This window comes from Paracoccus sp. M683 (genome assembly GCF_007096355.1).
Taxonomy (GTDB): domain Bacteria; phylum Pseudomonadota; class Alphaproteobacteria; order Rhodobacterales; family Rhodobacteraceae; genus Paracoccus.
The window spans coordinates 283,455-308,179 of record NZ_VKDF01000005.1 but is presented as its reverse complement, the minus strand read 5'-3'; the positions used below and the strand labels follow the sequence as shown (position 1 = coordinate 308,179).

At 65.1% G+C, this 24,725-nt stretch carries 26 protein-coding genes and 1 tRNA gene; 11 read left to right on the top strand and 16 right to left on the bottom strand.

The window, feature by feature from the left end:
- The first annotated feature begins 66 nt into the window (after nucleotides 1-66).
- The 4 genes from choX (at nucleotide 67) to FNJ84_RS11835 (ending at nucleotide 4,345) form a co-directional block, all read left to right on the top strand.
- Nucleotides 67-1,008, top strand: coding sequence for a choline ABC transporter substrate-binding protein (choX, locus tag FNJ84_RS11850; protein ID WP_143793327.1), 942 nt, complete (start codon nucleotides 67-69; stop codon nucleotides 1,006-1,008).
- Between the two features lie 116 nt (nucleotides 1,009-1,124).
- A complete protein-coding gene (gene choW, locus FNJ84_RS11845) occupies nucleotides 1,125-1,973 on the top strand; it encodes a choline ABC transporter permease subunit (RefSeq protein WP_143793326.1) in 849 nt (282 codons plus the stop codon).
- Nucleotides 1,970-2,989 carry a choline ABC transporter ATP-binding protein gene (gene choV, locus FNJ84_RS11840; RefSeq protein WP_143793325.1) on the top strand — a complete coding sequence of 340 codons (1,020 nt, stop codon included), beginning with the start codon at nucleotides 1,970-1,972 and terminating at the stop codon, nucleotides 2,987-2,989. Before choW ends, choV begins: the two co-directional genes overlap by 4 nt.
- 192 nt (nucleotides 2,990-3,181) lie before the next feature.
- On the top strand, nucleotides 3,182-4,345 hold the full coding sequence (locus tag FNJ84_RS11835; protein ID WP_143793324.1) for an NAD-dependent epimerase/dehydratase family protein: 1,164 nt from the start codon (nucleotides 3,182-3,184) through the stop codon (nucleotides 4,343-4,345).
- A 104-nt stretch (nucleotides 4,346-4,449) separates the two neighbouring features.
- Here the strand turns inward: FNJ84_RS11835 and FNJ84_RS11830 are convergent, their stop codons facing one another.
- Nucleotides 4,450-5,868: a class II 3-deoxy-7-phosphoheptulonate synthase gene (locus tag FNJ84_RS11830; protein WP_143793323.1), complete on the bottom strand. Its 1,419-nt coding sequence runs from the start codon at nucleotides 5,866-5,868 to the stop codon at nucleotides 4,450-4,452.
- A 127-nt stretch (nucleotides 5,869-5,995) separates the two neighbouring features.
- Between FNJ84_RS11830 and FNJ84_RS11825 the strand changes: the two genes are divergently transcribed.
- The 3 genes from FNJ84_RS11825 to FNJ84_RS11815 all read left to right on the top strand — a co-directional run bounded on the left by FNJ84_RS11825 (nucleotide 5,996) and on the right by FNJ84_RS11815 (nucleotide 8,894).
- Nucleotides 5,996-6,985, top strand: coding sequence for a GlxA family transcriptional regulator (locus FNJ84_RS11825; RefSeq protein ID WP_143793322.1), 990 nt, complete (start codon nucleotides 5,996-5,998; stop codon nucleotides 6,983-6,985).
- A 159-nt stretch (nucleotides 6,986-7,144) separates the two neighbouring features.
- Nucleotides 7,145-8,347: a Hint domain-containing protein gene (locus tag FNJ84_RS11820; protein ID WP_255471182.1), complete on the top strand. Its 1,203-nt coding sequence runs from the start codon at nucleotides 7,145-7,147 to the stop codon at nucleotides 8,345-8,347.
- Nucleotides 8,348-8,402: 55 nt separating this feature from the next.
- Nucleotides 8,403-8,894 carry a GNAT family N-acetyltransferase gene (locus tag FNJ84_RS11815; protein WP_143793321.1) on the top strand — a complete coding sequence of 164 codons (492 nt, stop codon included), beginning with the start codon at nucleotides 8,403-8,405 and terminating at the stop codon, nucleotides 8,892-8,894.
- Between the two features lie 28 nt (nucleotides 8,895-8,922).
- Here the strand turns inward: FNJ84_RS11815 and doeB are convergent, their stop codons facing one another.
- The 10 genes from doeB to FNJ84_RS11765 form a co-directional block, all read right to left on the bottom strand.
- Nucleotides 8,923-9,918: a N(2)-acetyl-L-2,4-diaminobutanoate deacetylase DoeB gene (gene doeB / locus FNJ84_RS11810; RefSeq protein WP_143793320.1), complete on the bottom strand. Its 996-nt coding sequence runs from the start codon at nucleotides 9,916-9,918 to the stop codon at nucleotides 8,923-8,925.
- Nucleotides 9,915-11,111: an ectoine hydrolase DoeA gene (doeA, locus tag FNJ84_RS11805; RefSeq protein WP_143793319.1), complete on the bottom strand. Its 1,197-nt coding sequence runs from the start codon at nucleotides 11,109-11,111 to the stop codon at nucleotides 9,915-9,917. Before doeA ends, doeB begins: the two co-directional genes overlap by 4 nt.
- A gap of 9 nt (nucleotides 11,112-11,120) precedes the next feature.
- Nucleotides 11,121-12,080, bottom strand: coding sequence for a cyclodeaminase (locus FNJ84_RS11800; RefSeq protein WP_143793318.1), 960 nt, complete (start codon nucleotides 12,078-12,080; stop codon nucleotides 11,121-11,123).
- Nucleotides 12,077-13,030 (bottom strand): hydroxyectoine utilization dehydratase EutB, encoded by a 954-nt coding sequence (eutB, locus tag FNJ84_RS11795; RefSeq protein WP_143793317.1) that lies wholly within the window; start codon nucleotides 13,028-13,030, stop codon nucleotides 12,077-12,079. Before eutB ends, FNJ84_RS11800 begins: the two co-directional genes overlap by 4 nt.
- Complete coding sequence (locus tag FNJ84_RS11790) at nucleotides 13,024-13,746, bottom strand: ectoine utilization protein EutA (protein ID WP_143793316.1); 723 nt, start codon at nucleotides 13,744-13,746, stop codon at nucleotides 13,024-13,026. Before FNJ84_RS11790 ends, eutB begins: the two co-directional genes overlap by 7 nt.
- A 1-nt stretch (nucleotide 13,747) precedes the next feature.
- Nucleotides 13,748-14,191, bottom strand: a complete 444-nt coding sequence (locus tag FNJ84_RS11785) for a universal stress protein (protein WP_143793315.1) — start codon at nucleotides 14,189-14,191, stop codon at nucleotides 13,748-13,750.
- Nucleotides 14,192-14,200: 9 nt separating this feature from the next.
- Nucleotides 14,201-15,487, bottom strand: a complete 1,287-nt coding sequence (locus FNJ84_RS11780; protein ID WP_143793314.1) for a TRAP transporter large permease — start codon at nucleotides 15,485-15,487, stop codon at nucleotides 14,201-14,203.
- Nucleotides 15,488-15,490: 3 nt separating this feature from the next.
- Nucleotides 15,491-16,006, bottom strand: a complete 516-nt coding sequence (locus FNJ84_RS11775; RefSeq protein WP_255471199.1) for a TRAP transporter small permease — start codon at nucleotides 16,004-16,006, stop codon at nucleotides 15,491-15,493.
- A gap of 203 nt (nucleotides 16,007-16,209) precedes the next feature.
- Nucleotides 16,210-17,220: a TRAP transporter substrate-binding protein DctP gene (gene dctP, locus FNJ84_RS11770; RefSeq protein ID WP_143793312.1), complete on the bottom strand. Its 1,011-nt coding sequence runs from the start codon at nucleotides 17,218-17,220 to the stop codon at nucleotides 16,210-16,212.
- Nucleotides 17,221-17,383: 163 nt separating this feature from the next.
- On the bottom strand, nucleotides 17,384-18,778 hold the full coding sequence (locus FNJ84_RS11765) for a PLP-dependent aminotransferase family protein (RefSeq protein WP_143793311.1): 1,395 nt from the start codon (nucleotides 18,776-18,778) through the stop codon (nucleotides 17,384-17,386).
- A 72-nt stretch (nucleotides 18,779-18,850) separates the two neighbouring features.
- On the opposite strand from FNJ84_RS11765, the gene FNJ84_RS11760 reads away from it, so the two are divergent.
- The 3 genes from FNJ84_RS11760 to FNJ84_RS11750 all read left to right on the top strand — a co-directional run bounded on the left by FNJ84_RS11760 (nucleotide 18,851) and on the right by FNJ84_RS11750 (nucleotide 22,299).
- Nucleotides 18,851-19,339: an Lrp/AsnC family transcriptional regulator gene (locus FNJ84_RS11760; RefSeq protein WP_143793310.1), complete on the top strand. Its 489-nt coding sequence runs from the start codon at nucleotides 18,851-18,853 to the stop codon at nucleotides 19,337-19,339.
- 128 nt (nucleotides 19,340-19,467) lie between these two features.
- Nucleotides 19,468-20,916, top strand: coding sequence for an NAD-dependent succinate-semialdehyde dehydrogenase (locus FNJ84_RS11755; protein WP_143793309.1), 1,449 nt, complete (start codon nucleotides 19,468-19,470; stop codon nucleotides 20,914-20,916).
- 12 nt (nucleotides 20,917-20,928) lie between these two features.
- A complete protein-coding gene (locus FNJ84_RS11750) occupies nucleotides 20,929-22,299 on the top strand; it encodes an aspartate aminotransferase family protein (RefSeq protein ID WP_143793308.1) in 1,371 nt (456 codons plus the stop codon).
- Nucleotides 22,300-22,390: 91 nt separating this feature from the next.
- Here the strand turns inward: FNJ84_RS11750 and FNJ84_RS11745 are convergent, their stop codons facing one another.
- The 5 genes from FNJ84_RS11745 to FNJ84_RS11725 all read right to left on the bottom strand — a co-directional run bounded on the left by FNJ84_RS11745 (nucleotide 22,391) and on the right by FNJ84_RS11725 (nucleotide 24,244).
- The gene (locus tag FNJ84_RS11745; protein WP_143793307.1) at nucleotides 22,391-22,963 is read right to left on the bottom strand and encodes an NTP transferase domain-containing protein; all 573 of its coding nucleotides are present in this window, start codon (nucleotides 22,961-22,963) and stop codon (nucleotides 22,391-22,393) included.
- A 19-nt stretch (nucleotides 22,964-22,982) separates the two neighbouring features.
- Nucleotides 22,983-23,059 (bottom strand) — tRNA-Arg (locus FNJ84_RS11740).
- A 53-nt stretch (nucleotides 23,060-23,112) separates the two neighbouring features.
- Nucleotides 23,113-23,484: an MliC family protein gene (locus FNJ84_RS11735; RefSeq protein ID WP_143793306.1), complete on the bottom strand. Its 372-nt coding sequence runs from the start codon at nucleotides 23,482-23,484 to the stop codon at nucleotides 23,113-23,115.
- The gene (locus FNJ84_RS11730; RefSeq protein ID WP_143793305.1) at nucleotides 23,481-23,945 is read right to left on the bottom strand and encodes a GNAT family N-acetyltransferase; all 465 of its coding nucleotides are present in this window, start codon (nucleotides 23,943-23,945) and stop codon (nucleotides 23,481-23,483) included. Before FNJ84_RS11730 ends, FNJ84_RS11735 begins: the two co-directional genes overlap by 4 nt.
- On the bottom strand, nucleotides 23,933-24,244 hold the full coding sequence (locus FNJ84_RS11725; RefSeq protein WP_143793304.1) for an ETC complex I subunit: 312 nt from the start codon (nucleotides 24,242-24,244) through the stop codon (nucleotides 23,933-23,935). Before FNJ84_RS11725 ends, FNJ84_RS11730 begins: the two co-directional genes overlap by 13 nt.
- 131 nt (nucleotides 24,245-24,375) lie before the next feature.
- On the opposite strand from FNJ84_RS11725, the gene FNJ84_RS11720 reads away from it, so the two are divergent.
- On the top strand, nucleotides 24,376-24,669 hold the full coding sequence (locus FNJ84_RS11720; protein WP_185968505.1) for an I78 family peptidase inhibitor: 294 nt from the start codon (nucleotides 24,376-24,378) through the stop codon (nucleotides 24,667-24,669).
- Nucleotides 24,670-24,725: the final 56 nt, after the last annotated feature.

Here is a 24,725-nt window from a genome sequence, read left to right as displayed (position 1 = left end):
TCTGCTGCACTTCGCGCCTATCAGGTTTTTAATTGACGGGTCAATCAACAAAACAGGGAGAACAGAATGACAAGATTCCGTATCGTTTCCGCAGCCCTTGCCGCCGCCATGCTGGCCACCCCCGCGCTGGCGCAGGAAAGCGACGACTGCAAATCGGTGGTGTTTTCGGATGTCGGCTGGACGGACATCACCGCGACGACGGCTGTGGCGACGACGATCCTGAACGCGCTTGGCTATGAGACGGAAATCAAGCTGCTATCGGTGCCTGTCACCTATACCGCGCTGTCAACCGATGATGTGGATATCTTCCTTGGCAACTGGATGCCCACGATGGAGGCCGACATCGCCCCCTATCGCGAGGCAGGCACCGTCGACACGGTACGCACCAACCTGACCGGGGCCAAGTATACGCTGGCCACCAACAAGGCCGGCGCCGATCTGGGCATCGACGATTTCACCAAGATCATCGAGCATAAGGACGCGCTGGACGGCAAGATCTATGGCATCGAGCCGGGCAATGACGGCAACCGCCTGCTGCTGGAGATGGTGGCGAATGACACGTTCGGGCTGGGCACCTTCGAGGTGGTGGAATCCAGCGAACAGGGCATGCTGGCGCAGGTCACGCGGGCCGATAGCGCGGGCGAGCCGATCGTGTTCCTTGGCTGGGAGCCCCATCCGATGAACGCCGCGCATGAGCTGACCTATCTGGAAGGCGGCGACGAGGTGTTCGGCCCCAATCTGGGCGGCGCCGAGGTGGCGACAAACACGCGCTCGGGCTATGTTTCGGATTGCCCGAATGTCGGCAAATTCCTGCAAAATCTGGAATTTACGCTGGATATGGAAAATGCCGTCATGGGCGCGATCCTGAATGATGGCGCCGATCCGGCCGATGCTGCGACCGAATGGCTGAAGGCCAATCCCGATGCCGCCGCCCCCTGGCTGGACGGCGTGACCACCTTTGACGGCGGCGATGCCAATGCCGCGCTGACCGCCGCACTGGCGGGCTGAAAATGCGGGCGCGCGTTCCCCCGCACCGGAACGCACGCCCGCAACAGATCGAAAGGCCCGGCACCGCCTGTTGCCATGCCGGGCCGGCAACCCATCGGGACAGAGGGACGCGCTGAATGGAGCAATTGACCAATCTGGTGACCGATCACAAGATCCCGGTCGGCAAGACCGCCAAGGCGGTGTTCGACTGGCTGAACGCCCATGCCGCCTGGCTGTTCGATGCGATCTCGACCGCGCTGGATGCGCTGATCGACGGCATCCTGTGGCTGCTGGAAACCCCCCATCCCTTTGTGCTGATCGCGATCTTCGTGGCGATCACCTGGTTCTTGCAGCGCAACTGGAAAACCTGCCTGCTGACGGCGCTGGCCCTGCTGTTCGTGCTGAACCAGGATTACTGGGAAGAAACCATGCAGTCGCTGACGCTGGTTCTGTCGGCCTGCGTGGTCTGCATGGCCGTGGGCGTGCCCATCGGCATCGCCGTGGCGCACCGGCCGCGGCTTTATGCCTGGGTCAGGCCGGTGCTGGACCTGATGCAAACCCTGCCCACTTTTGTCTATCTGATCCCTGCCATCGTGTTCTTTGGCATCGGCATGGTGCCGGGCCTGATCGCGACGGTGATCTTCGTGCTGCCCGCCCCGATCCGGCTGACCCATCTGGGCATCAGTTCCACCCCCCGCTCGCTGATCGAGGCGGCAACGGCCTTTGGCGCCACCCCCCGGCAGTTGCTGTGGAAGGTGGAACTGCCAAGCGCGCTGCCGCAGATCATGGCGGGGCTGAACCAGACGATCATGCTGTCGCTGTCCATGGTGGTCATCGCGGCGCTGGTGGGGGCCTCGGGTCTTGGGGTGCCGGTGGTGCGGGCGCTGAACAGTGTGAACACCGCGCTTGGCTTTGAATCCGGCTTCATCATCGTGGTCGTCGCGATCATGCTGGACCGGATGCTGCGGATGGAGGGCCGGAAATGACCGATCAGCCGGAAAACGCAGTCGAGTTCGACGATGTCTCGATCGTCTTTGGCGACGATCCCGATGCCGCCCTGCCGCTGATGGATCAGGGCCTGGAACGCGGCGAGATCAAGGCCGAGACGGGGCAGGTTCTGGGCGTGCATGCCTGCAATCTGACGGTGCAGCAGGGCGAGATCCTGGTGCTCATGGGGCTGTCGGGCAGCGGCAAGTCAACGCTGCTGCGGGCGGTGAATGCGCTGAACCATGTCTGCCGCGGCGAGGTCCGGGTGCGCTCGGGTCAGGAAATGGTTTCGGTGACGCGGGCCGGCAAGCGGGCGTTGCGCGACATCCGGCTGCGCGATGTGGCCATGGTGTTCCAGCAATTCGGCCTGCTGCCCTGGCGCACGGTGCGCGAGAATGTCGGCTTGGGCCTGGAACTGGCCGGGCTGCCCGTCGCCGAGCGGGCCGCGCGAGTGGATCAACAGCTTGCCACGGTCGGCCTGTCGGAATGGGCCGACCGCAAGGTGGGTGATCTGTCGGGCGGCATGCAACAGCGCGTCGGCCTTGCCCGCGCCTTTGCCACCGAAGCGCCGATCCTTCTGATGGACGAGCCGTTTTCCGCGCTGGACCCGCTGATCCGCACCCGTTTGCAGGACGAATTGCTGGAATTGCAGGAAAAGACCCGCCGCACCATCATCTTTGTCAGCCACGACCTTGACGAGGCCTTCAAGCTGGGCAACCGCATCGCGCTGATGGAGGGCGGCCGCATCGTCCAGATCGGCACGGCGCGGCAGATCATCGCCAATCCGGTCAATGGCTATGTCGCGGATTTCGTTGCCCATATGAACCCGCTTGGCGTGCTGACCGCCGAGGATGTCACCGAACCGGGCGAGGCCGAGGGTCAGCCGATCCCCCGCGACCTGCCCGTGCGCGAGGTTATGGGCCGGCTGGCGGGCCTTGACGCGCTGCCGGTTCAGGGCGGCGGTCGGGTCACGCGTGAAGGCGTCATGGCGCGGCTGATCGCGCCGCGCGGCTAGGGTCTGACCTGCGCGCCAAAGCTGACGCAAGGGAAGCTGGCGCAGTGGCAGGTCGTGTTCAGGCAGGTGGTTGCGGCCCCCTTTTGGGCAGGCTAACACACCCGAAGGTAAGAAGCCGGAGCCACGCGTTTTGCCCAGCCTGATCGACCTTCGCGGCATGACGCCGGCCCGGCCGAACAAGGAAATCATCCTATGAAAATCGTGATTCTCGGGGGCGACGGCTTCTGCGGCTGGCCCACGGCCCTGCATCTGTCCGCGCGCGACCATGACGTGATCATCGTCGACAACCTGTCGCGCCGAAAGATCGACGTCGAGTTGGAAGTCAGCTCTCTGACGCCGATCCGCCCCTTGGGCGAACGCATCCGTGCCTGGCAGGACATGACCGGCCGCACCATCCGGTTCGAGAATTTCACCGTGGGCGAACATTACCACCGCCTGCTGACGCTGCTGCGCGAGGAAAAGCCCGATGCAGTGATCCATTTCGCCGAACAGCGCGCCGCGCCCTATTCGATGAAATCCAGCTGGCACAAACGCTATACGGTGAACAACAACCTGAACGCCACCAATGACGTTCTGGCCGCCATCGTCGAATCCGGTCAGGACATTCATCTGGTCCATCTGGGCACGATGGGGGTCTATGGCTATGGCACGGCGGGGATGAAGATCCCCGAGGGCTATCTGCCCGTGGTGGTCGAAACCGAGAACGGCCCTCACCGACAAGAGATTCTGTATCCGGCCAATCCGGGCAGCATCTACCACATGACCAAGACGCAGGATCAGCTGTTCTTCTTCTATTACAACAAGAATGACGGCGTCAGGATCACCGACCTGCATCAGGGCATCGTCTGGGGCACCCAGACCCAGGAAACGCGCATGGATGAACGGCTGATCAACCGTTTCGACTATGACGGCGATTATGGCACGGTGCTGAACCGCTTTCTGATGCAGGCCGCCATTGACTATCCGCTGACGGTGCATGGCACCGGCGGGCAGACCCGCGCTTTCATCCATATCCAGGATACCTGCCGCTGTGTCGAACTGGCGCTGCTGAACCCGCCGCAACAGGGCGAGCGGGTGAATATCCTGAACCAGATGACCGAAACCCACCGCGTCCGCGATCTGGCGCAGATGATCGCAGATCAGACCGGGGCCGAGGTGGCCTTTCTGAAAAACCCGCGAAACGAGGCCGACGAGAACGACCTGCATGTCGCCAATGACCGTTTCCTGGGCCTGGGGCTGGAACCGATCAAGCTGGCCGATGGGCTGCTGGCCGAGGTGCAGGAAATCGCCCGCCGCTATGCCGGGCGCTGCGACCGCGACAAGATCCCCTGCGTCTCGCAATGGCGGCAAGGCTGAACCGGGCAAACCCGGTCGCCTGACCCACACAGATCAGCCAAGGAAAAGGCCGCCCCAACCGGGGCGGCCTGTTTCAGTTCCAGCCATTATTGGCCTTGCCGGCCTCAGCCAGCCTTGCTGTGACGGGCGGCCGTGCCGTTCTGGCGGCGGTTGCGCAATTCCTCGGCCACGAGGAAGGCCAGTTCCAGCGACTGACTGGCATTCAGGCGCGGGTCGCAGGCGGTGTGGTAACGGTCCGACAGATCCTCATCCGTCACCGCGCGCACGCCGCCGGTGCATTCGGTCACGTCCTGACCGGTCATCTCGAAATGCACGCCGCCGGGAATGGTGCCCTCGGCCTTGTGGATGTCGAAGAACTCGCGCACCTCGCGCAGGATCGAATCGAAGGCCCGCGTCTTGTAGCCGGTCGAGGATTTGATGACATTGCCGTGCATCGGGTCGCAGGACCAGACGACATTGGCACCCTCTTCCTGCACGGCCTTGATCAGCCGCGGCAGGTGATCGCCCACTTTGCCCGCGCCGAAACGCGCGATAAGGGTCAGCCGGCCGGCCTCGTTTTCCGGGTTCAGCTTGGCCATCAGCACCTTCAGATCCTCGGCCGTGGTCGAGGGGCCGGTCTTCAGACCGACGGGGTTCTGCACGCCGCGCGCAAATTCCACATGCGCCCCGTCCGGCTGCCGCGTGCGGTCGCCGATCCAGATCATGTGGCCCGACCCCGCCACCGGCAGGCCGGTGGTGCTGTCGGTCCGTGCCAGCGCCTCTTCATATTCCAGCAAGAGCGCTTCGTGACTGGTATAGAAATCGACCTTGCCCAGCTCATGCGCGGTTTCCGAGGTCACGCCTGCGGCCTGCATGAAGGCCATGGTGTCGCTGATCCGGTCAGCCACTTCGCGATATTTCGCGGCCTCGGGGCCACCGACGAAATCGGCGATCCAGCTTTGGACGCGGTGCATGTCGGCATAGCCGCCGGTGCTGAAGGCGCGCAGCAGGTTCAGGCTGGCCGCAGCCTGGGTATAGGCCGCCAGCATCCGCTGCGGATCGGGGATACGCGCATCGGGGGTGAAATCGAAGCCGTTGATGATGTCGCCGCGATAGCTGGGCAGTTCGACGCCGTTCACGGTTTCGGTGGGCGCGCTGCGCGGCTTGGCGAATTGCCCGGCCATGCGGCCGACCTTGACCACCGGCAGTTGCGCGCCCCAGGTCAGCACCACCGCCATCTGCAACATCACCTTGAAGGTGTCGCGGATATTGTCGGCGCTGAACTCGGCAAAGCTTTCGGCGCAATCACCGCCCTGCAACAGGAACGCACGGCCGGCGCCGACCTCGGCCAGATGCGCCTTGAGACGCCGCGCCTCGCCCGCGAAAACCAGCGGCGGATATTTCGCCAGCTGCCCCTCGACCGCGTTCAGCGCGGCCTGATCGGTATAGTCAGGCATCTGGACGCGCGGATAAGCACGCCAGCCAGCCTTGTCCCAGCCTTTGGCGGCGGATGCGGCGGTGGTGCGGTTCTCCTGCGTCGTCATGGCGCGTTCTCCTGTCTGAAATGCTGTTGCCCATATATGGGCTGATGCGGCGAAGGAAAAGCCTTGCCTCTTGCGGTGGCGGCATTTCCCTGCCTTATCTGTACCAGCACCCAAGACCGATACCGCCATGACGACGCCCAAACCCCGGCTTTTCACGTTTCTGCTGCTGGACCGTTTCACCCTGCTGCCCTTTTCCTGCGCGATCGAGGCGTTGCGCCTGGCAAACCGTGCGGCGGGGGCAACCTTCTATAACTGGCGGCTGGTCGGCATGGGCGGCGAGGGCGCGCGCTGTTCGAATGGCAGCCAGTTGCGGCTGGATGGCGGGCTGGACGACGCCGGCGCCCCGACAGAACGCCCCGCCCTGCATGGTGACCATGTGGTGATCGTCTGTGGCGGGCTTGACGTGCAGAAGGCCGCCGTCAAACCGGTGCTGAGCTGGCTGCGCCGGCAGGAACGCAGTGGTGCAATCATCGGCGCCGTCTGCACCGGCGCCTGGGTTCTGGCCGAGGCCGGCATGCTGGACGGGCGCCGCGCCACGATCCATTGGGAAAACCATGACGGCTTTGCCGAAGCCTTCCCCGAGGTCGATCTGTATCGCTCGGTCTTTGTCAATGACGGCAGCCGGATCACGGCGGCGGGCGGCACATCGTCCATCGACCTGATTCTGCATCTGATCGCGCAGGATCACGGTGACACGCTGGCCACCCAGATCGCCGACCAGATGCTGCATACCGGCATCCGGTCAGGCCAGGACGACCAGCGGCTGTCGATCCCCACCCGCATCGGCGTGCGCCATCCCCGGCTGGCCGAGGTCATCGCCCGGATGGAGGCGAATCTGGAGGAGCCGATCAGCCCCGCCCGGCTGGCCACCGATGCCGGCATGTCGACCCGCCAGCTGGAACGCCTGTTCCGCCGTTATCTGAACCGCAGCCCCAAGCGGTATTACATGGAAACCCGGCTGGCCCGCGCCCGCAACCTGCTGATGCAGACCCAGATGTCGATGATCGAGGTGGCGCTGGCATCGGGCTTTTCCAGCCCGTCGCATTTCTCGAAATGCTATCGGGCGCGATATGGCAGCACGCCCTATCGCGAACGCGGCACCGGCGGCGCCGTCTGACCCGGACAAACCGCCGCCCGGTCACGAATCTTCCTTTATTAACCTTCAGTTAACCAATTGTGAATAACCCTGTCGCGGGCGCAGGGTCCGCATGGACGGTTTGATACGCGCCCGCGCAGTGCCCCTGGCACGGCAGATCACTTGGGCAGGAAGCAATCTATGACAACCCAGATCCAGGAAATCACCATCCTGACGCTCAGCTATCGGGCGCCGGTGAAAACCTCGGGCGAGCTTGCGAACCGTCACACACCCTTTACCGGCTCGACCGGCGGTCAGCCACTGAACCTGAACGCGGTCGAATTGACGACGATGCAGGTCAGCGACGACGATGCCGCGCTGGACGGCATTCGCGGCAGCATTTCTTACGATGGCGGGTTGGACAACGATCAGGTGCTGGCCGAGGATCTGGTGCTGCAACTGGGCGGCAGCGGCAATTCGGTGACCTATGCGGCCGGCACCAAGGTGGGGTTCGACTTCTCGGGCAAGCTGAATTGCATCGTCGATGGCAAGATCGTCGCCGTCTATGAGGTGGCCTTTCCGCGCAAGGTCGGCGCGGGCACCTTTGGCGACATCATGGGTGACAGTTACACCGTGATGATCATCCCGATTGCAGGCACGGACCGGGATGGCAACCCGCTGGACCCCGTGCCCTTCGACCCGACCAAGACCTACTATTTCGGCGGCACCAAGGCCTATGGCACCTCTGATCACCGCATCGACTATTTCCAGGTCGACTGTTTCGGCACCGGCACGATGATCGACACGCCAACCGGCCCCCGCCCGGTCGAGGCGCTGCGTCCCGGCGACCAGGTGCTGACCCGCGATCATGGCGCGCAGGTGCTGCGCTGGTGCGGCCATGTCCATGTCGATGCCGCGCGGCTGGACCTGCAACCCAATCTGCGACCGATCCGCATCGCCGCCGGCGCGCTTGGACCGGGCCGGCCCGCACGCGATCTGATCCTGTCGCCGCAACACCGGGTCCTTGTCCGCTCGGTCATTGCCGGGCGGATGTTCGGCACCGATGAGATCCTGGTGGCGGTCAAGCATCTGCTGGGCCTGCCGGGGATAGCGGCATTCTGCCCGGCCGATGGCGTCGGCTATCATCACCTGATGTTCGATGCCCATCAGGTGATCCGCTCTGACGGGGCATGGAGCGAGAGCCTGTATCCCGGTCCACAGGCGATGCAGGCGCTTTCGCCCCCGGCCCGGCGCGAGGTGCTGTCGCTGTTTCCCGAACTGGCGGCACGGGGCTATCGCCCGCAACCGGCGCGCCCGCTGATCAATGGCCGCGAGGGGCGCAAGCTGGCCGAACGCCATGGCAAGAACCGCAAGCGCCTGTTCGAGCCCGCGACGGCGAATTGACGGCGCCGGCCGCACGCTCTTGCAACGCCCCGCCGGCGGTCCTAGCCTGCGCCGCATGAACAGCTTTACCATACAGGATGCGCGGTTCCCGGCCGATATCGGGACCGTGCGACATCTGTTTCGCGCCTATGCCGAATGGCTGGGCATCGACCTGGATTTTCAGGGTTTCGAGGCCGAGTTGGCCAGCCTGCCGGGCCGCTATGCCGGACCTGATGGTGCGCTTTTGTTGCTGCACCAGGGCGCGGCCGGGGCTGGCGATGCACAGCCCGCAACCGGCTGTGTCGCCATGCGCAGGCTTGACGGGGAAACCTGCGAGATGAAGCGGCTGTATCTGGACACGACCCTGCGCGGCAGCGGCATGGGCCGGGCCCTGGGTCAGGCGATCATCACCCGCGCGCGCGAGGCGGGTTATCGGCGCATGGTGCTGGACACGCTGGATCACATGGGCGCGGCGCTGCGGCTGTATGAACGGCTGGGGTTCCAGCCGATCGCGCCCTATTACAGCAACCCCCTGCCCGGCGCGGTCTATCTGGGGCTGGATCTTTAGCCGGCACCCTGCGGCAGGCAAGGGGCGGTCAGCCTCCGGCGACGGCGATCACGGCAAGACAATCACCCGACTGGACCAGCCCCGGAAAATGCCGCGCCGCGATCAGGCCGTCGCGATTGGCCGTTACCTCGACCGGGGCGGTCCCGCTGCGGTCATCGGGCCAGATCCGGGCAATGGGCTGATCCCTGACGACCTGTTCGCCCAGATCGGCCAGCGGCTGCAACAATCCGGCCCGGCTGGCGAAGTGGAAACAGTCGTCTGCGGGCATGTCCAGCATTTGGCTGCCGCCTTCCAGCTCGATCCCGCCTTGCAGGATGCCGGCATGGCGCAGCACGTTCATGGCCCCGCGAATGGCGATACGCGCGGAACGCGCCGTGGCCGTGCCGCCACCACCCAGTTCGGTGGTGACAAAGACCTTGCCCTGCGATTCCACCGCCGTGTCGAACATGCCCACGGCGTCGATTTCGCGCATCATCATCGTATAGGGCGCGCCAAAGGCCCTGACGGCGGCGACGCAGGCCGCCTGCTGCGCCGCGTCATCCAGATGATGCGCCGCAGCATAGGGCAGGAAATCCAGCGTCCTGCCGCCCGAATGATAATCCAGCACGAAATCGGACATCGGCACCAGCACGTCATTGACGTAATGGGCGATCTTCTGGCTGGGGGTACCATCGGGTCGGCCGGGAAAGGCGCGGTTCAGATTGACCTGATCAATCGGGCTGACCCGCGTGCCGGCGCGAAAGGCGGGATAGTTCAGATAGGGGATGATGATGATCCGGCCCGAGACCTCGGCCGGCTCGATCTGCCATGCCAGTTGTTGCAGGGCAATCGGGCCTTCATATTCATCACCGTGATTGGCCCCGGTCAACAGCGCGGTCGGCCCCTGCCCGTTCGCGATCACGGTGACCGGAATCATCACATTGCCCCAGGCACTGTCGTTGCGACTGTAGGGCAGGCGCAGAAAGCCATGCGCCTTGCCGGGTGCGTCCAGCGGAATGGTCGGCGTGATGGGATTGCGGCTCATGCCTTGACCAGCATCTTGCGCGGCAAGTCGCAGAACAGTTGCGCCGCGCCCTCGGTGATCAGGATGGATTCCGTGGTCTCGTAACCCCAATCCTCCATCCACAGCCCGGTCATGAAATGGAAGGTCATGCCGGGCTGCAATTCGGTCCGGTCGCCCCGGCGCAGCGACATGGTGCGTTCGCCCCAATCGGGCGGATAGCTGATCCCGATGGGATAGCCCGTGCGATTGTCCTTGGTGATACCGTATCGGTCCAGCACGGTGAAAAAGGCGATGGCGATATCCTGACAGGTATTGCCGGCGCGGGCGGCGGACAGACCGGCCTCCATCCCTTCCAACACGGCCTTTTCGGCCTCGATCATCGCGGCGGGCGGCTTGCCCAGAAAGATCGTGCGCGACAGCGGGCAGTGATAGCGCTGATAGCAGCCGGCGATCTCGAAGAAGGTGCCTTCGCCCGGCTTCATCGGCAGGTCGTCCCAGGTCAGATGCGGCGCGGCGGCATCGGGACCCGACGGCAGAAGCGGCACGATGGCCGGATAGTCGCCGCCCACCCCGGTCGCCGGGTCAAAGCGCAACCCGGCATCATAGATCTCGGCCACGAGGTCGGATTTGCGCATGCCCACCTCGGCCTTGTCGGCGATGCGGCGGTGCATCCGCTGGACGATGCCGGCGGCCTTGCGCATGTAGTCCAGTTCCTTTTCCGATTTCACCGCCCGCTGCCAGTTCACCAGCGCGGTGGCATCGGCAAACCGGGCATCAGGCAGGCCGGTGACAAGCCGTTCATGCGCGCGGGCGGAATACCAGTAATTGTCCATCTCGACCCCGATGGTGCCGCGATGCCAGCCCCGGTCGGTCAACTGCGCGGCCAGATATTCCATCGGGTGACGCGCGGTCGATTGCACATAGTGGTCGGGATAGCCAATGATGCGATCTTCGCCCATCCAGACGGTGCGCAAGGCGCCATTGCCGTCCTGCCCGCGTCCGAACCAGATGGGCGGGCCGTCCGGCCCCACGATGACGCATTGATGGACATAGAAGGACCAGCCGTCATAGCCCGTCAGCCAGGCCATGTTGGACGGATCGCTGACGATCAGCAGATCCAGCCCCTGCCCCGCCATGGCCGCGCGCGTTCGGGACAGGCGGCCTTCGTATTCGGCGGTGGTGAACCGTTCGGGGGTGCGCTGCAATTCGGGCATGGGTGATCCTTATGCAAAGATCGACAGCACATGGCTGGCGATGGCTGTGTCCTGAATGCCGGTGCCGGTCAGGTCGGCGATGGTGATCTGCCGGGCCGAGACCCGGCCGGGATGCCTGCCGGCGACGATGTCGCCCAGTTCGGGGAAAGCCAGCGGCGGGGCGAACAGGCCAGCCGCCAGTGCCGCGCGCAATTCGCCCATCACCTGCGTCTGGCCAAGCCGGTCAGCGACGTAAAGATCGGCGCGGCCCAGACAATCGGGGGCCAACTCGTTCTTGCCGGGCTGATCGCTGCCCATGGCGGTGACATGCTGGCCGGGGCGCAGCCAGTCCGCATGCAGGATCGGGGCGGTGGCGGGGGTGGTGGTCACGATGATATCCGCATCCACGACGGCCGCCCGCGGGTCCGGCTCGGCGCGGGTGGGCAGGCCCTCGGCGCTGATCTGGCCGGCCATGGCCTGTGCCTTGGCCGGATCGCGTGCCCAGATCACCGCGCTTTCCAGCGGCCTGACCAGCCGCAGCGCACGCAGTTGCAGTCTGGCCTGCAAGCCCGCCCCAAGGATCGCGGCGCGCGAGGCATCTGCCCGCGCCAACCAGCGCGCGGCCACACCGCCGGCAGCAGCCGTGCGCAGATCGGTCAGATAGCCATTGTCCAGCAGAACTGCCCGCACCCGGCCCGTTTCCGCCGACAGGACGACCATCATCCCCGAGGTCGAGGGCAGCCCGCGCCCCGGATTGTCAAAGAAACCGGGCGAGATCTTGACCGCAAAGCCCGGCAGGCCCGGCACATAGGCGGTCTTGATATCGACCTCGCCATTCACCTTGGGCAGGTGCATCGACAGCACCGGCGGCATCACCACACCGCCGCCGGACAGGCGGGCGAAAGCCGCCTCGATCACGTCGATCAGCCTGGCGTCCAGATCGAGGCGCTGGCGCAGCTGATCCTCGGTCAGCAGGGTGATGTCGCTCATGCCCCGCCCTCCAGAATGGCAGCATGGGCGGCGGGGTCAATATTGCCACCCGACAAGATCAGCACCAGCGGCCCGCCTGCGCGCAGCCTGCCCGCAAGCGCCGCGCCCGCGCCGACCGCCCCCGCGCCCTCGACCATCTCGCCATCGGCTTGCGCCAGATGGCGGATGCCGGCGGCGATTTCACCCTCGGTCAGCAGGATCAGATCGTCCATCAAGTCGCGCACCATCGGAAAGCTCAGCCGGTTCGTCAGCCCGATGCCGCCGCCCAGACTGTCGGCCAGCGTTTCGACCTCGGCAACCTCAACCGGGTGACCGGCGGCAAGGCTGGCGGCCATGGCCGCGCCGCGTTCCATGCTGATGCCGATGATGCGGATATCAGGGCGCAGCGCCTTGGCCGCAGCCGCCACGCCAGCCAGCAACCCGCCACCGGACAGAGGCACCGCAATCGCACCGGCATCGGGGATCTGGTCCAGGATTTCCAACCCCAACGTCCCCTGCCCGGCGATCACATCGGCATGGTCGAAAGGCGGGATCAGCGCGAAGCCTTCGTCCCGTTGCAATCGCCGCGCCTCGTCGAAGGCCTGATCCTGGCTGGCGCCGATGACGCGCGCCTCGGCCCCCAGTTCGGCAATGGCATCCAGTTTGTTTCGCGGCACAAGCGACGAGACGCAGATGACCGCCGGCAGCCCCCGGTGACGCGCCGCATGGGCCAGCGCCCGACCGTGATTGCCGGTCGAGGCGGTGGTGACACCCGCCACTTTGCCCAGGCGTGCCACCGCATTCGAGGCCCCGCGCAGCTTGAACGCACCGGTCAGCTGCCGATGTTCGCATTTCAGCCAGACCGGCACATCCAGCAAGTCCGACAGGCTGGCCGAGGGTTTCACCGGGGTCCGCCGCACCAGCCCGCCGATCCGGTCCTGTGCGGCGCGGATGTCATCCAACCCTACCATGTGCGCCACCGCATCAGCGCATAAGGCCCGGCGGCGGGAATGCCCGCCTGATCCAGCATCGCCCAGAACAGCGCCAGATTGGCCGAGATGACCGGCTTGGCCAGCATCGCCTCTAGCCGCGGAATGACACGCAATGCGGGCAAGGCGGTGCAGGACATGAACACCGCCTGCGCCTCGGCGTTGTCGGCGGCAAGAGCCGCCTCGATCATCGCCTGATCGCCAAGCCGCGCCATATCGCGATCGTCGGCGAAACCCATCGAGTGACTGGCGACGACCTCGATCCCCATGGCGCCCAGATAGCCGGCCACAGGCAGCGTCGTTTCGGGCAGATAGGGCGTCATCAGCGCGATCCGGGTCACCCCCATGGTCCGCAGCGCCCTGACCGCACCGCTGCCCGGCGTGATGACAGGCGCACGATTGTCGCCGATCAGCCCCGGCAGGTCATCGCCCAGCACCGCCCCGGCCGATGTGCAGGCAAAGCCGATTCCGGCCAGCGGCACATCGGGCACCAGCAGCGCCGCCGCATCGCGCAGGCGCGGGCCGGTGGCGCGCAGGTTTTCGGGCGTCGTCGGGTTGTCAAAGGCGATCCGGGTGGTGTGCAGCGCGCAGCCCTGCGGCAGCAGCCGCGCGCCGTCGCCCTCGACCGTCAGATCGGTGGCCAGCGCGATCAGGCCAAAGCGGGTCACCATGTCGGGCTGTATCGCGGACCCAGCCAACTCAGACCACCATCACCGGGCAATCGGCCAGCCCGGTGACCTTGTGGCTGACGGAACCCAGCAGATAGCCCTCGGTGCTGCCGAGCCCGCGAGAGCCGACAACGATCAGATCGGCACCCTTTTCGGCGGCAAAGGCGACGATCATGCGCGCCGGCGGGCCGGCCTTGATATAGGCGCGAACCCTGGTCACGCCGCCTTTCTGGGCGCGGTTTTTCGCGTGATCGGCGGCGTCGCGGGCGGTGTCGCGCATGGCCTGATCCAGATTGCCACCGGGGTCCAGATTGCCGCGCACCATGGAAATCGAGGCCTCCAGCATCGAGTGGTGGCGATAGACGGTCAGCACCATCAGCGCCGCATCTGTCAGCCGGGCCAGTTGCGTGGCCTTTTCCAGCGCGCGATCGGCCCCGACCGAACCATCATAGGCGACAAGTATCCTGTCAAACATCGCCCGCCCCTATTTCGCAAAGGCCAGATCGCGCAGGAACAGTGCGATCTGCGGGAAAAAGATCAGCGCCACCGACATGCCCAGCAGCATCAGGATGAAAGGCGGCGTCCCGCGCACCACCTCGGCATAGGGGCGTTTGAAAATGGCGATTGCGGTGAAGATATCGCAGCCGAATGGCGGCGTGGCGCTGCCGATGGCCACTTGCAGGGTGATGATCGTGCCCACCAGCACCGGATCAAGCCCCACGGATTTCACCACCGGCGCAAAGATCGGCACCAGGATCAGGATCACCACGATCGGATCCACGAACATGCAGCCGATGAAGAAGGCCACCGAAATGGTGAACAAGACGCCATAAGGCCCCATCTCGTCGATGCCGATCCCGCCAAGAATGGCCTGCGGGATCTGCGCGAAGCTGATGACATAGGAAAAGGCCGCCCCCGCGCCGACAAGGATAAAGACGACGGCGGTGATCAGCCCGGTCGATTTCGCCGTGGCATAAAGCTGCTTCAGGTTCATCTCGCGGAAGATGACCATTTCAAGGATCAGCGCGTAAAGCACGCAGGCCGCCGCGGCCTCGGTCGGCGAGAAGACCCCGCCATAGATGCCGCCGACGATGATCACCGGAAAGCCCAGCGGCCACAGCGCCCGGCGCATCGCGGTTGCGCGTTCGGCCCAGCTTGTGCGCGGCTCGGTCGGGACGTGGTTTCTGACGGCATAGATATAGCTGTAGATCGAGAACAGCAGCAGGATCAGCAGCCCCGGCCCGATGCCTGCGATGAACAGTTCCGAAATCGACGTGCCCGAGACGACGCCATAGATGATCATGCCGATCGAGGGCGGGATCAGAAAGGCGATGTCGGATGCGTTGATGATCAGCGCCAGAACGAAACTGTCGTTATAGCCCGCCTTCAGCATGCGCGGCCTCAGCGGCCCGCCCACCGCCACCACCGTCGCCTGGGTCGAGCCGGAAACCGCCCCGAACAGGGTGCAGGCTGTCGCGGTCGAAACCGCAAGCCCGCCCTTCAGATGCCCGACAAAGGCCATGACCAGGTCGATCAGCCGGTTGGCCGATTGCCCCCGCGTCATCACATCGGCGGCAAAGATGAACATCGGCACCGCGATCAGGCTGGCGGGGCGGATGCCGGCCAGCACCTGCTGGACCATCGTATCCAGCTGTGACAGCCCGCCGAACAGCCCGACAAAGCCGATCAGCGCCCCGGCCAGCAGCGGGATCATCATCGGAAAGCCCAGCAGCAGCAGCACGATCATGACGGCGAAGATGGTGACGGCCATCGGCTAGACCTCTTCCTCATGCCTGTCGTCATAGCCTTCCAGCACGCTGGTCGACAGCCAGACCTCGGGGTCGATGACATTCTTGATCGCGGTCAGCCCGTATTGCAGCCCGGTCAGGAAGAAGCCCAGAGGCACCCAGACGATGATCCACCATTGCGGGATCTGAAGCGCCGGCAGCAGCCGCCCGCGCGAGATCTGCGCCAGCAGATACTGGATCGAATACCAGCACAGCAGGAACATCATCAGCGCCGTGACCGCCGCGATCACCACCATCAGCAGCTTGCGCATCCGAAAGGGCGCGGCGTCGAAGAAGGCCGACATGCGGATATGGCGGCCATGGCGCGCGGCATAGGAAATGCCGGCAAAGGTGATCAGGATGATCAGCGCCTGATTCAGTTCCTCGGAAAAGAATATGCTTTCGCCCAGCAGATAACGCCCGACCACATTGGCGATGGTATTGGCCGCCATCAGCAACACGCCCGTGGCCAGCAGAACGGCCTCGATCCGGGCGATGGCCATATCGACCACCCCCAGAATGCCCGGCAGCCCAGAAACATAGCGGGAATCGTCGATGTCGTCATCGGTGGGCGCGATCCGTGCCGGGGGGGCCTGATCGGGCCGGACAGGCGGTGCGCGATGGTCCTCAGAGGTCATGGCAGCAGTTCCTTGGGCGGTTCCAGGATTGCGAAAAGGGGCGGACCAGCCGCCCCCGATGCCGGCGGCTAGTTGCCGGCCGCGACCTGAAGATCGGCCTTCATCTGGTCCAGAATCGCCTGCGCCTGACCGCCACCGATTTCCAGGAATTTGGCCTCGACGGCCTCGGCCGTGGCGATGAAGGGGGCGCGCTGTTCCTCGGTCAGGGTGGTGATCGTCATCTCGGGCTTGGCCGCCTGGATCTTTTCCAGCGAGTCCTCGGTCAGGCCGGTCTGATAGTCGATGATATAGTCAAAGGCCGCCGTGATCGCGTTCTGGACAACGGCCTTGTCCTCGTCCGGCAGACCATCGAAGAAATCCTTGTTGGCCATGACCGCCGTGGTGAAGTTGTTGTGCCCGGCCCGCGTGATATGGTCGGTCACCTCGTACATCTTGGTCGATTCGATGAAAAAGGCCGGGTTTTCCTGGCCCTGAATGATGCCCGTCTGCAAGGCGCCATAGACCTCGCCCCAGGGCAAGGGCGTCGGCGTCGCGCCAAAGGCGTGATAGCTTTCGACCAGCAGCGGATTGGTCATCACCCGGAACTTGACCTCGTTCAGATCGGCAGGGCTGGTGACCGGGCCGGTCGTGGTCATCATTACCTCGCCTTCGGGGAACATGGTCAGCAATTCCAGCCCCTGATCGGCATAAAGCGGCGGGAACAGTTCATGTATCGCCTTGGAGTTGCGGAAAAAACTGACCAGTTGATCCTGATCGGCCGGCAGCAGATAGGGCACGAAGAAAACCTGCGCCTCGGGGATCAGCGCGCCCGTAAATCCCGGTGACTGGTCGACGAATTGCAAGATGCCCGATTGCGCCTGTTCCATGATATCGGCGCTTTCTCCCAGGGTGCCGAAGGGAAAAAGCTGCACCTCATGGTCGGAATTGGCCTCGACCTCTTCCTTGAATTTCTGGGCGAACCTGCCCTGCACTTCCTCCAGCGCCTCTTCGAAGGCATAGCGCCAGGTATCGGCAGCAGCCCCGCCCGCGCCCAGAATCAGCGCGGCAAGACTGACGGCAGTGATGGTTGTCTTGGTCATGTTACCTCCTGTCAAGGCACCGGCCGGGGCAGCAGAAAACCCGTCGGCACCATTGATTTTCCAAGGGGTCCGAGTCGTTCCGTGCCAGAACCCGCTGACGCCAAGTGTTCCGCAGGGCAGCAATTCAAGTCAATTTTTATATTAAATCATGACAATTTTGAACCTATCGGTTCGAATCCTGCACCGATAGCGCATGGTCAGCCGGCAGCAGCCGGGACAAGGTGATCAGCCCCTGTTCCAGATCCGGCATGGTCGCCCCGCCCAGACTGACGCGCAGCGCCGGCGCGGAATCAAGAATGGCAAAGCCGGCGCCGGGCGCCAGGGCGACATCATGGCGCAGCGCCTCGGCCAGCAGGGCGCGCTCATCGGTGCCCTGGGGCAAGGGCAGCCAGCGATGCAGCCCATGGGGAAAGCCCTGCCCCCGGCCCCCCAGCAGCCTTTGGGCCAGGCGGTTGCGGGCGGCAAGCTCGGTCCGCTGCGCGTCCAGCAGGCGGTCGGCGGTGCCGGTGTCGATCCAGTCGGCGGCGATCTGGGCGATCAGGGGCGTGGCCATCCAGCCGATCGACAGATGCCGGTTCAGCGCCTGCTGGACCAGTGCCTCGGGGATGGCCAGAAAACCCAGCCTCATTCCCGGTGACAGGCTTTTCGACAGGCCGGTGAAATAGAAGCTGCGTTCCGGCGCAAAGCTGGATACGGGCGGCGGGCGACGCGGGGCGACCGGACCCGTGGCGTCGTTTTCAAGGATGGTCAGCCCGACGCGGCTGGCGGCGATGGCCAGGGCCTCGCGCCGGTCGCGATCCATGATCCGGGCGAAAGGCCCCGCCCCCGAGGGCAGCAGGAATACCGCCGTCATCCGCCCGTTCGAGGCCCGCGCCGCTGTCTCCAGCGCTTCGGGCAGCATGCCGCGTTCATCGCCGGGAATACCGCGCAACTGGGCTTGCAGATATTGCGCGGCCGGCTTCAGCGTATGGCAGGTAGAGCTTTCGGTGGCGATGACATCGCCCGGCCGGATCGCCGTCATCAGCGCCACATACATGGCCGGCGTGGTGCCATTGGTCACAAGGATACGCTGCGCCGGCACCACAAGACCGCAGCGCGCCAGCCAGCCGGCCGCCATGCCGCCATAGCGGGCCATGGTCTGACGCGGGCGAAAGGACATCATCGCCGGTTCCGGCAGCCGGTCGGCCAGACGGTGCAGACTATCGCGCCAGGCCTCGGCGATCAGTGGCAGGCGCACCGGCGTCATCATCGACAGGTCGATGGGCTGGCGGCCTGCGGGGGCGCGATACCAGGGCACCTCGACCATCTCGCGGGCGCCCGCCTTGACGAAACTGCCGCGTCCGACCTGACCCGAGATCAGGTCGGCGCGGATCAGTTCTTCATAGGCGCGGCTGACCGTCTGCACCGAAAGGCCCAATTGCCATGCCAGGTCACGATGCGGTGGCAGCTGATCGCCGGGGCGCAGGTTTCCGGCGTCGATGGCGGCGGCAATGCCCTGGGCAAGGCTGCGATAGGCAGGCCGGGTGATGCTGTCTTTCGTCAGGGGCCAGTGCGACATGGCGTCAGCTTCCCCATCTGCGCGGCGCTTGTCCAGATTGACAAACCAGGGATGTCGCGGAAACAAGGCAGGATGAACCAGACACGGCTTGACGAACGTGACATTGCCATCCTTGCGCTGCTGTCCCGCGAGGGGCGCATTGCCAAGACGGAACTGGCCGCCCGCGTGAACCTGTCACCCACGCCCTGCTGGGAACGGATGAAACGGCTGGAACAGGCCGGGCTGATCCGCGGCTATCGTGCCCAGATCGACCTGGCCGCGCTTGGCCCGCATGTGCAGGTATTCGTGACGGTCGAGTTGGAGAACCACAAGGCCGAGAGCTTCCAGATATTCGAGAGGGTCGTGGCGCGGATGGATCAGATCACCGGCTGCTGGGCCATCGGCGGCGGCTATGACTATCTGATGCAGGTCGTCGCGCGGGATGTGGCGGATTTTCAGGATCTGATGGACGGGCTTCTGGAAAGCCGGGCCGGGGTCCGCCGCTATTTCAGCTATATCGTGACCAAGCCGGTCAAGGACCTGCCACCGGCCATCGCGCTGCTTGGCGGTCAGGGCGACTGACCGGCGGCGGGCGGTATTTTCTCGGCCCGGCATGCGGCAATAAGTGAAATCCTCTGCCTGCGGGCCGATCTTCGGTGAAACTGCCTGACCCGACGCGCCCATCCTGTGCCCGACACAGGAGATGCGCGATGCTGGACGATCCGACACTGGGACTGAACGACCCGGCCCTGCTGCCCGGTGCCGGCGATTTCCCCGGCCAGGGCCGGCTGGCCGTGCGCGACCCCGCTAGCGGCGATCTGGTGGCACGGGTGGCCATCAGCGACGGCGTCGGCGCCGGCGCGGCGGTGGATGCGGCCCAGGCTGCCTTTCCCGGCTGGTCGGCCATGCTGCCACAGGATCGCGCGGCCATCCTGCATCGCTGGCACGGGCTGATCCTTGCGGCGAAAGACGATCTGGCCCGCATCATGGTGGCCGAACAGGGCAAGCCGATCAGCGAGGCGCAAGGCGAGATCGACTATGCCGCCAGCTTCGTCCGGTTCTACGCCGAGGAAGCGCTGCGCCCCAACATCGAAAGCGTCACCAGCCACCTGCCCCATGCCGAGATGGAGCTGTGGCGCGAACCCGTCGGCGTGGCCGCGCTGATCACGCCATGGAACTTTCCATCCGCCATGATCACCCGCAAGGCCGCCGCTGCGCTGGCGGCGGGCTGCGCCGTGGTCATCCACCCCTCGGCCGAGACCCCCCTGTCGGCGCTGGCTCTGGCCGAGCTGGCGCGAAGGGCGGGCTTTCCGGCGGGTGTGGTCAACACCGTCATCGGTGACGCGGCAACCATCGCCGGGGCATGGTGCGCGGATGCCCGCGTCCGCGCCCTGTCCTTTACCGGCTCGACCCAGGTGGGGCGGCTGCTTTACCGCCAATCGGCCGATACGGTGAAGCGGCTGGTGATGGAACTGGGCGGCCATGCGCCCTTCATCGTCTTTCAGGGCGCTGATCTGGACCGGGCCGTAACCGAGGCGGTAAAGGCAAAATTCGCCACTTCGGGGCAGGATTGTCTGGGCGCGAACCGCTTTTACATTCACCGGCCCATCTATGATGATTTCTGCGCCCGCTTCGCAGCGGCGGTGGACAAGCTGACCCTTGGCCCCGGCATGTCCGACCCCGATATCGGCCCGCTGATCCATGCCCGCCAGATCGCCAAGCAGCAGGCCCATATCGACGATGCCATCGCCAAGGGCGCGCGGCTGCTGACCGGCGGCGATGTCGATGCCGCGCAGGGTCCGCTGTTCTTTCGCCCGACGGTGCTGGCCGATGTGCCCGACACCGCCGCGATCATGGCCGAGGAAACCTTTGGCCCGGTCGCCGCGATCTCGGCTTTTGACAGCGAGGACGAGGTGATCGCGCGGGCCAATGCGTCCGAATACGGGCTGATCGCCTATGTCCACAGTCTTGATCCGCGCCGCATCTATCGGCTGACCCGCGCGCTGCAATACGGCATGGTTGCAGTGAACCGCACCAAGGTCACGGGCGCGCCGATCCCCTTTGGCGGGATGAAGCAGTCGGGGCTGGGCCGCGAAGGTGCGCGGCAAGGGTTAGAGGCCTTTACCGAGATCAAATATGTCTGCCGTGACTGGGGCTGAAAGGAACCTGAGATGCTGACCAATGACGAACTGGCGAAATGGGACCGCGAGAGTTTTTTCCATCCTTCGACCCATCTGGGCCAATTCGCCCGTGGCGAGGCGCCGCAACGCATCGTGACCGGGGGCGAGGGCGTGTTCATCACCGATCGCGACGGCAACAGGCTGCTGGACGGGTTTGCCGGGCTTTACTGCGTGAATGTGGGCTATGGCAGGCAAGAGATCGCCGAGGCCATCGCCGATCAGGCGCGTGAGCTTGCCTATTACCACGCCTATGCCGGTCACGGATCCGAGGCGAATATCACGCTGGCGAAAATGGTGATGGATCGCGCGCCCGAAGGCATGGCACGGGTCTATTTCGGGCTGGGCGGATCTGACGCGAACGAGACGAACATCAAGCTGGTCTGGTATTACAACAACATCCTTGGCAGGCCCGAGAAGAAAAAGATCATCAGCCGCTGGCGGGGCTATCACGGCTCTGGCCTGATGACGGGATCGCTGACCGGGCTGGAGCTGTTCCACAAGAAGTTCGACCTGCCGCTGGCGCAGGTGATCCATACCGAGGCGCCCTATTATTTCCGCCGCCCGGACCTGGCGATGAGCGAGGCCGATTTCGTCGCCCATTGCGCCGCCCGGCTGGAGGATCTGATCGCCACCGAGGGCGCCCATACCATCGCCGCCTTCATTGGCGAGCCGGTTCTGGGCACGGGAGGGATCGTGCCGCCGCCGGTGGGGTATTGGGATGCGATCCAGAAGGTGCTGGCGCGCCATGACATCCTGCTGATCGCCGATGAGGTGGTGACGGGTTTCGGCCGCCTTGGGACGATGTTCGGGTCTGATCACTATGGCATGAGGCCGGACCTGATCACCTGCGCCAAGGGACTGACCAGCGCCTATGCGCCTTTGTCGGCCACCATTATCGGGCAGCGCATGTGGGATGTGCTGACGCGCGGCACCGACGAGTTTGGCGTGTTGGGCCATGGCTGGACCTATTCCGCCCATCCCATCGGTGCGGCGGCGGGCGTGGCCAATCTGCGGCTGATCGACAGCCTTGGACTGGTCGGGAATGCGGCCCGGACCGGGGCCTATCTGAACGATGCCATGCGCGCGGCCGTAGGCGATCAACCCAATGTCGGCGAGGTGCGCGGCGAAGGGATGCTGTGCGCCGTCGAACTGGTGGCGGATCGCGACGGACGGCGGTTCCTTGATGCGGCCGACGGGATCGGCGCCAAGGTCGTTGCCGCGATGTTGCGGCGCGGGGTGATTGCAAGGGCCATGCCGCAGGGCGACATTATCGGCTTTGCCCCGCCGCTGTGCCTGACCACCGCCGAGGCTGATCAGATCGTGCAGGCGACGCGGGATTCGATCGCCGAGGTGCTGGGCTGAACATCTGCGCCGGGCGAATGCGTCCCGCGATGGCTGGGGGTTTCACACCCCCAGACCCCCGTGGGATATTTGCGGACCAAAGCAGGCCGGGTCAGCCCTGCAATCGGGCCAATGCGTCCTGGGTGTCGATATCGGTCAGCTGGTCACCGGCCTGGATAATCTGGGCATCAGGCAGGTCGCGCAACAGGCGGCCGGCGCCCTGATCGCCGGTCAACCCTTCCAGAAGGGCCAGCCATGATCGGGGAAAACAGGCCGGCGGCATGGCCGGACCATCGCCCTGGCGGCTGGCTGCGGGCAGAGCATCGGTGCAACGCCCCAGCACACGGACCAGCAGGTCGGGCGTCACCAGTGGCATGTCGCCAAGCGTGATCAGCAGGCGATCAGTCAGGCCGGCGGCGGCAAGACCCGCGCGCAGGCTGTCTGATTGTTCACCCTGGGGGATGCGGATCAGCTGAAACCCGGCCAGATGCGGCGCGATCTCGGCTGTGCTGATCACGGCGATGCGCCGGGCCAGCGGCAGCGCGCGCAGGGCTTCTGCCGCATGGGCGATCAGGGGGCGACCGTTCAGTGCCGCCAGAAGCTTGTTCCCGGTGCCGAAACGGCGCGAGGCACCGGCGGCCAGAAGCAGGCCCGTGCCGGTTTCCGCATGGGTGTTGTCGGGCATATCCGTCCCCTGGCTGCGATGGCGATCCCGCGAGGACTTGAACCCCGAACCTGCCGATTAGAAGTCGGCTGCTCTATCCAGTTGAGCTACGGGACCGCATGGCTGCTTATTGCGTGATCCCGAGGACGGACGCAAGCGAGCAGCGGCGCCTAGCGCGCGATGGCGCAGCCCTCGGCGATGGGTTCGTCCTGGCCATCGGGGCCCTTGGTGATCATCGCCTCGTCGCCCTTGACCCAGATCTGATAGCCCGGCGCGGCCAGATCGCTGCGATAACGCGCGCCCGATCCCGAAACCACCAGGTCAAGCACCAGCAGCTTGCCCTCGATCACCGTGGCCGCATAGCCGGTATCGGATTGCGGCGGATTTACGAAGATCACCGGCACATTCACATCGCCCGCGCAATGATAGGTCACAGCCACCTGTTCAGGCGTGGGGCCCTTGGGGACCATGGCGAATGAGGGGGTGGCGGAAAGGGCAAGCAACGCAAGGCCGGGCAGGAAGGAACGCATCGAAACACTCATAGGTTACGGGACATGAACACGCTGTTGGGATCGGGCTGGTAGCTGCCGAAAGGCGGGCATTCGGCAAAACCCGCACCCGCGTAAAGCCTGCGCGCCGAGGCAAAACTGCCCTGTGCGCCGGTTTCCAGCGACAGCCGGGTCAGGCCGGCGGCCTGTGCCTCGGCCAGCATATGCGCCAGCAGGCGGCGCGACAGGCCCCTGCCCCGCGCCTCGGCCAGGACATGCATCGACTTGATCTCGCCATGGCCGGGGGCGATCGTCTTGATGGCGCCCATGGCGACGGGGCCGGTATCGTCGCGCATGACGTAGAAGGCGATCTGGGGCCGGTCCAGATCGCTGCGCGGCATCATATGGATGGATTCGGGCGGCGTATCGGCGTGCATCTCGGCGGTGTGGCGGTCGAAAAGCAGCGCCAGATCGTCAGCCAAAGGGCTGTCGCGCCGGATCGTCAATGCGTCCATGGCGCGCGCCGGTTGGTCGCGAAATTCTCGCCATAGCCGCGGGGCCGAATATTCACGGCGCGGCTGTGGGGATCGACGACGGTGACCTCGATCTTGTTGGCGCGGGCATATTCCTCGGCCTGTTTGCGCGTCTCGAAGCGCAAGCGAACCTGGCTTTGCGTGTCGTCGCTGCTGGTCCAACCCATCAGCGGGTCGATCTCGCGTGCGTCGGCGGGCGGAAATTCCAGCACCCAGCCCTTAGTGCGGGCGACGCCCGATTGCATGGCATTGCGGGCAGGCTGATAGATGCGGGCGCGCATGGTCGCTTCCTTGCAAGAGGTATCGGCACCTTATCGCCAATGGCCGGGGGCGGATCAAGCCCCCGGAACGATCAGATACACCCGGCGTTGCCCCGATGCACAGCCGACCACCCCAGAACCGGAGAGAACCCATGACGACCAAGCCGATCACCCTGTCGCTGGCGCTTGCCCCGCTGGCCCTGGTGGCCTGCACCGCCGCCGAGCCTTTGCCCGAGGACATTCCCGTCATCGAGGCGCCGGTCAACTGCACCGCCACCGATTACGAACAATATGTCGGCCAGACATCGCCGCAGATCAGTATTCCGGCCGGCACCCAGTTCCGCCATTATCGCACCGGCGATCCGCTGACGATGGATCTGAGCCCGAACCGGCTGAACTTCGAATATGACCGCACGGGCAAGCTGATCAAGGTAAGCTGCGGCTGAGGCGGCGCTGCGAAGCGGTGATTTCGCACAGGCCGACGGCGGTGCTATGCTGGCGC

Coding starts and splice junctions, on each gene's coding strand:
- choX (WP_143793327.1), top strand. CDS start 67: ATGACAAGATTCCGTATCGTTTCCGCAGCCCTTGCCGCCGCCATGCTG.
- choW (WP_143793326.1), top strand. CDS start 1,125: ATGGAGCAATTGACCAATCTGGTGACCGATCACAAGATCCCGGTCGGC.
- choV (WP_143793325.1), top strand. CDS start 1,970: ATGACCGATCAGCCGGAAAACGCAGTCGAGTTCGACGATGTCTCGATC.
- FNJ84_RS11835 (WP_143793324.1), top strand. CDS start 3,182: ATGAAAATCGTGATTCTCGGGGGCGACGGCTTCTGCGGCTGGCCCACG.
- FNJ84_RS11830 (WP_143793323.1), bottom strand. CDS start 5,868: ATGACGACGCAGGAGAACCGCACCACCGCCGCATCCGCCGCCAAAGGC.
- FNJ84_RS11825 (WP_143793322.1), top strand. CDS start 5,996: ATGACGACGCCCAAACCCCGGCTTTTCACGTTTCTGCTGCTGGACCGT.
- FNJ84_RS11820 (WP_255471182.1), top strand. CDS start 7,145: ATGACAACCCAGATCCAGGAAATCACCATCCTGACGCTCAGCTATCGG.
- FNJ84_RS11815 (WP_143793321.1), top strand. CDS start 8,403: ATGAACAGCTTTACCATACAGGATGCGCGGTTCCCGGCCGATATCGGG.
- doeB (WP_143793320.1), bottom strand. CDS start 9,918: ATGAGCCGCAATCCCATCACGCCGACCATTCCGCTGGACGCACCCGGC.
- doeA (WP_143793319.1), bottom strand. CDS start 11,111: ATGCCCGAATTGCAGCGCACCCCCGAACGGTTCACCACCGCCGAATAC.
- FNJ84_RS11800 (WP_143793318.1), bottom strand. CDS start 12,080: ATGAGCGACATCACCCTGCTGACCGAGGATCAGCTGCGCCAGCGCCTC.
- eutB (WP_143793317.1), bottom strand. CDS start 13,030: ATGGTAGGGTTGGATGACATCCGCGCCGCACAGGACCGGATCGGCGGG.
- FNJ84_RS11785 (WP_143793315.1), bottom strand. CDS start 14,191: ATGTTTGACAGGATACTTGTCGCCTATGATGGTTCGGTCGGGGCCGAT.
- FNJ84_RS11780 (WP_143793314.1), bottom strand. CDS start 15,487: ATGGCCGTCACCATCTTCGCCGTCATGATCGTGCTGCTGCTGCTGGGC.
- FNJ84_RS11775 (WP_255471199.1), bottom strand. CDS start 16,006: ATGGCCATCGCCCGGATCGAGGCCGTTCTGCTGGCCACGGGCGTGTTG.
- dctP (WP_143793312.1), bottom strand. CDS start 17,220: ATGACCAAGACAACCATCACTGCCGTCAGTCTTGCCGCGCTGATTCTG.
- FNJ84_RS11765 (WP_143793311.1), bottom strand. CDS start 18,778: ATGTCGCACTGGCCCCTGACGAAAGACAGCATCACCCGGCCTGCCTAT.
- FNJ84_RS11760 (WP_143793310.1), top strand. CDS start 18,851: ATGAACCAGACACGGCTTGACGAACGTGACATTGCCATCCTTGCGCTG.
- FNJ84_RS11755 (WP_143793309.1), top strand. CDS start 19,468: ATGCTGGACGATCCGACACTGGGACTGAACGACCCGGCCCTGCTGCCC.
- FNJ84_RS11750 (WP_143793308.1), top strand. CDS start 20,929: ATGCTGACCAATGACGAACTGGCGAAATGGGACCGCGAGAGTTTTTTC.
- FNJ84_RS11745 (WP_143793307.1), bottom strand. CDS start 22,963: ATGCCCGACAACACCCATGCGGAAACCGGCACGGGCCTGCTTCTGGCC.
- FNJ84_RS11735 (WP_143793306.1), bottom strand. CDS start 23,484: ATGAGTGTTTCGATGCGTTCCTTCCTGCCCGGCCTTGCGTTGCTTGCC.
- FNJ84_RS11730 (WP_143793305.1), bottom strand. CDS start 23,945: ATGGACGCATTGACGATCCGGCGCGACAGCCCTTTGGCTGACGATCTG.
- FNJ84_RS11725 (WP_143793304.1), bottom strand. CDS start 24,244: ATGCGCGCCCGCATCTATCAGCCTGCCCGCAATGCCATGCAATCGGGC.
- FNJ84_RS11720 (WP_185968505.1), top strand. CDS start 24,376: ATGACGACCAAGCCGATCACCCTGTCGCTGGCGCTTGCCCCGCTGGCC.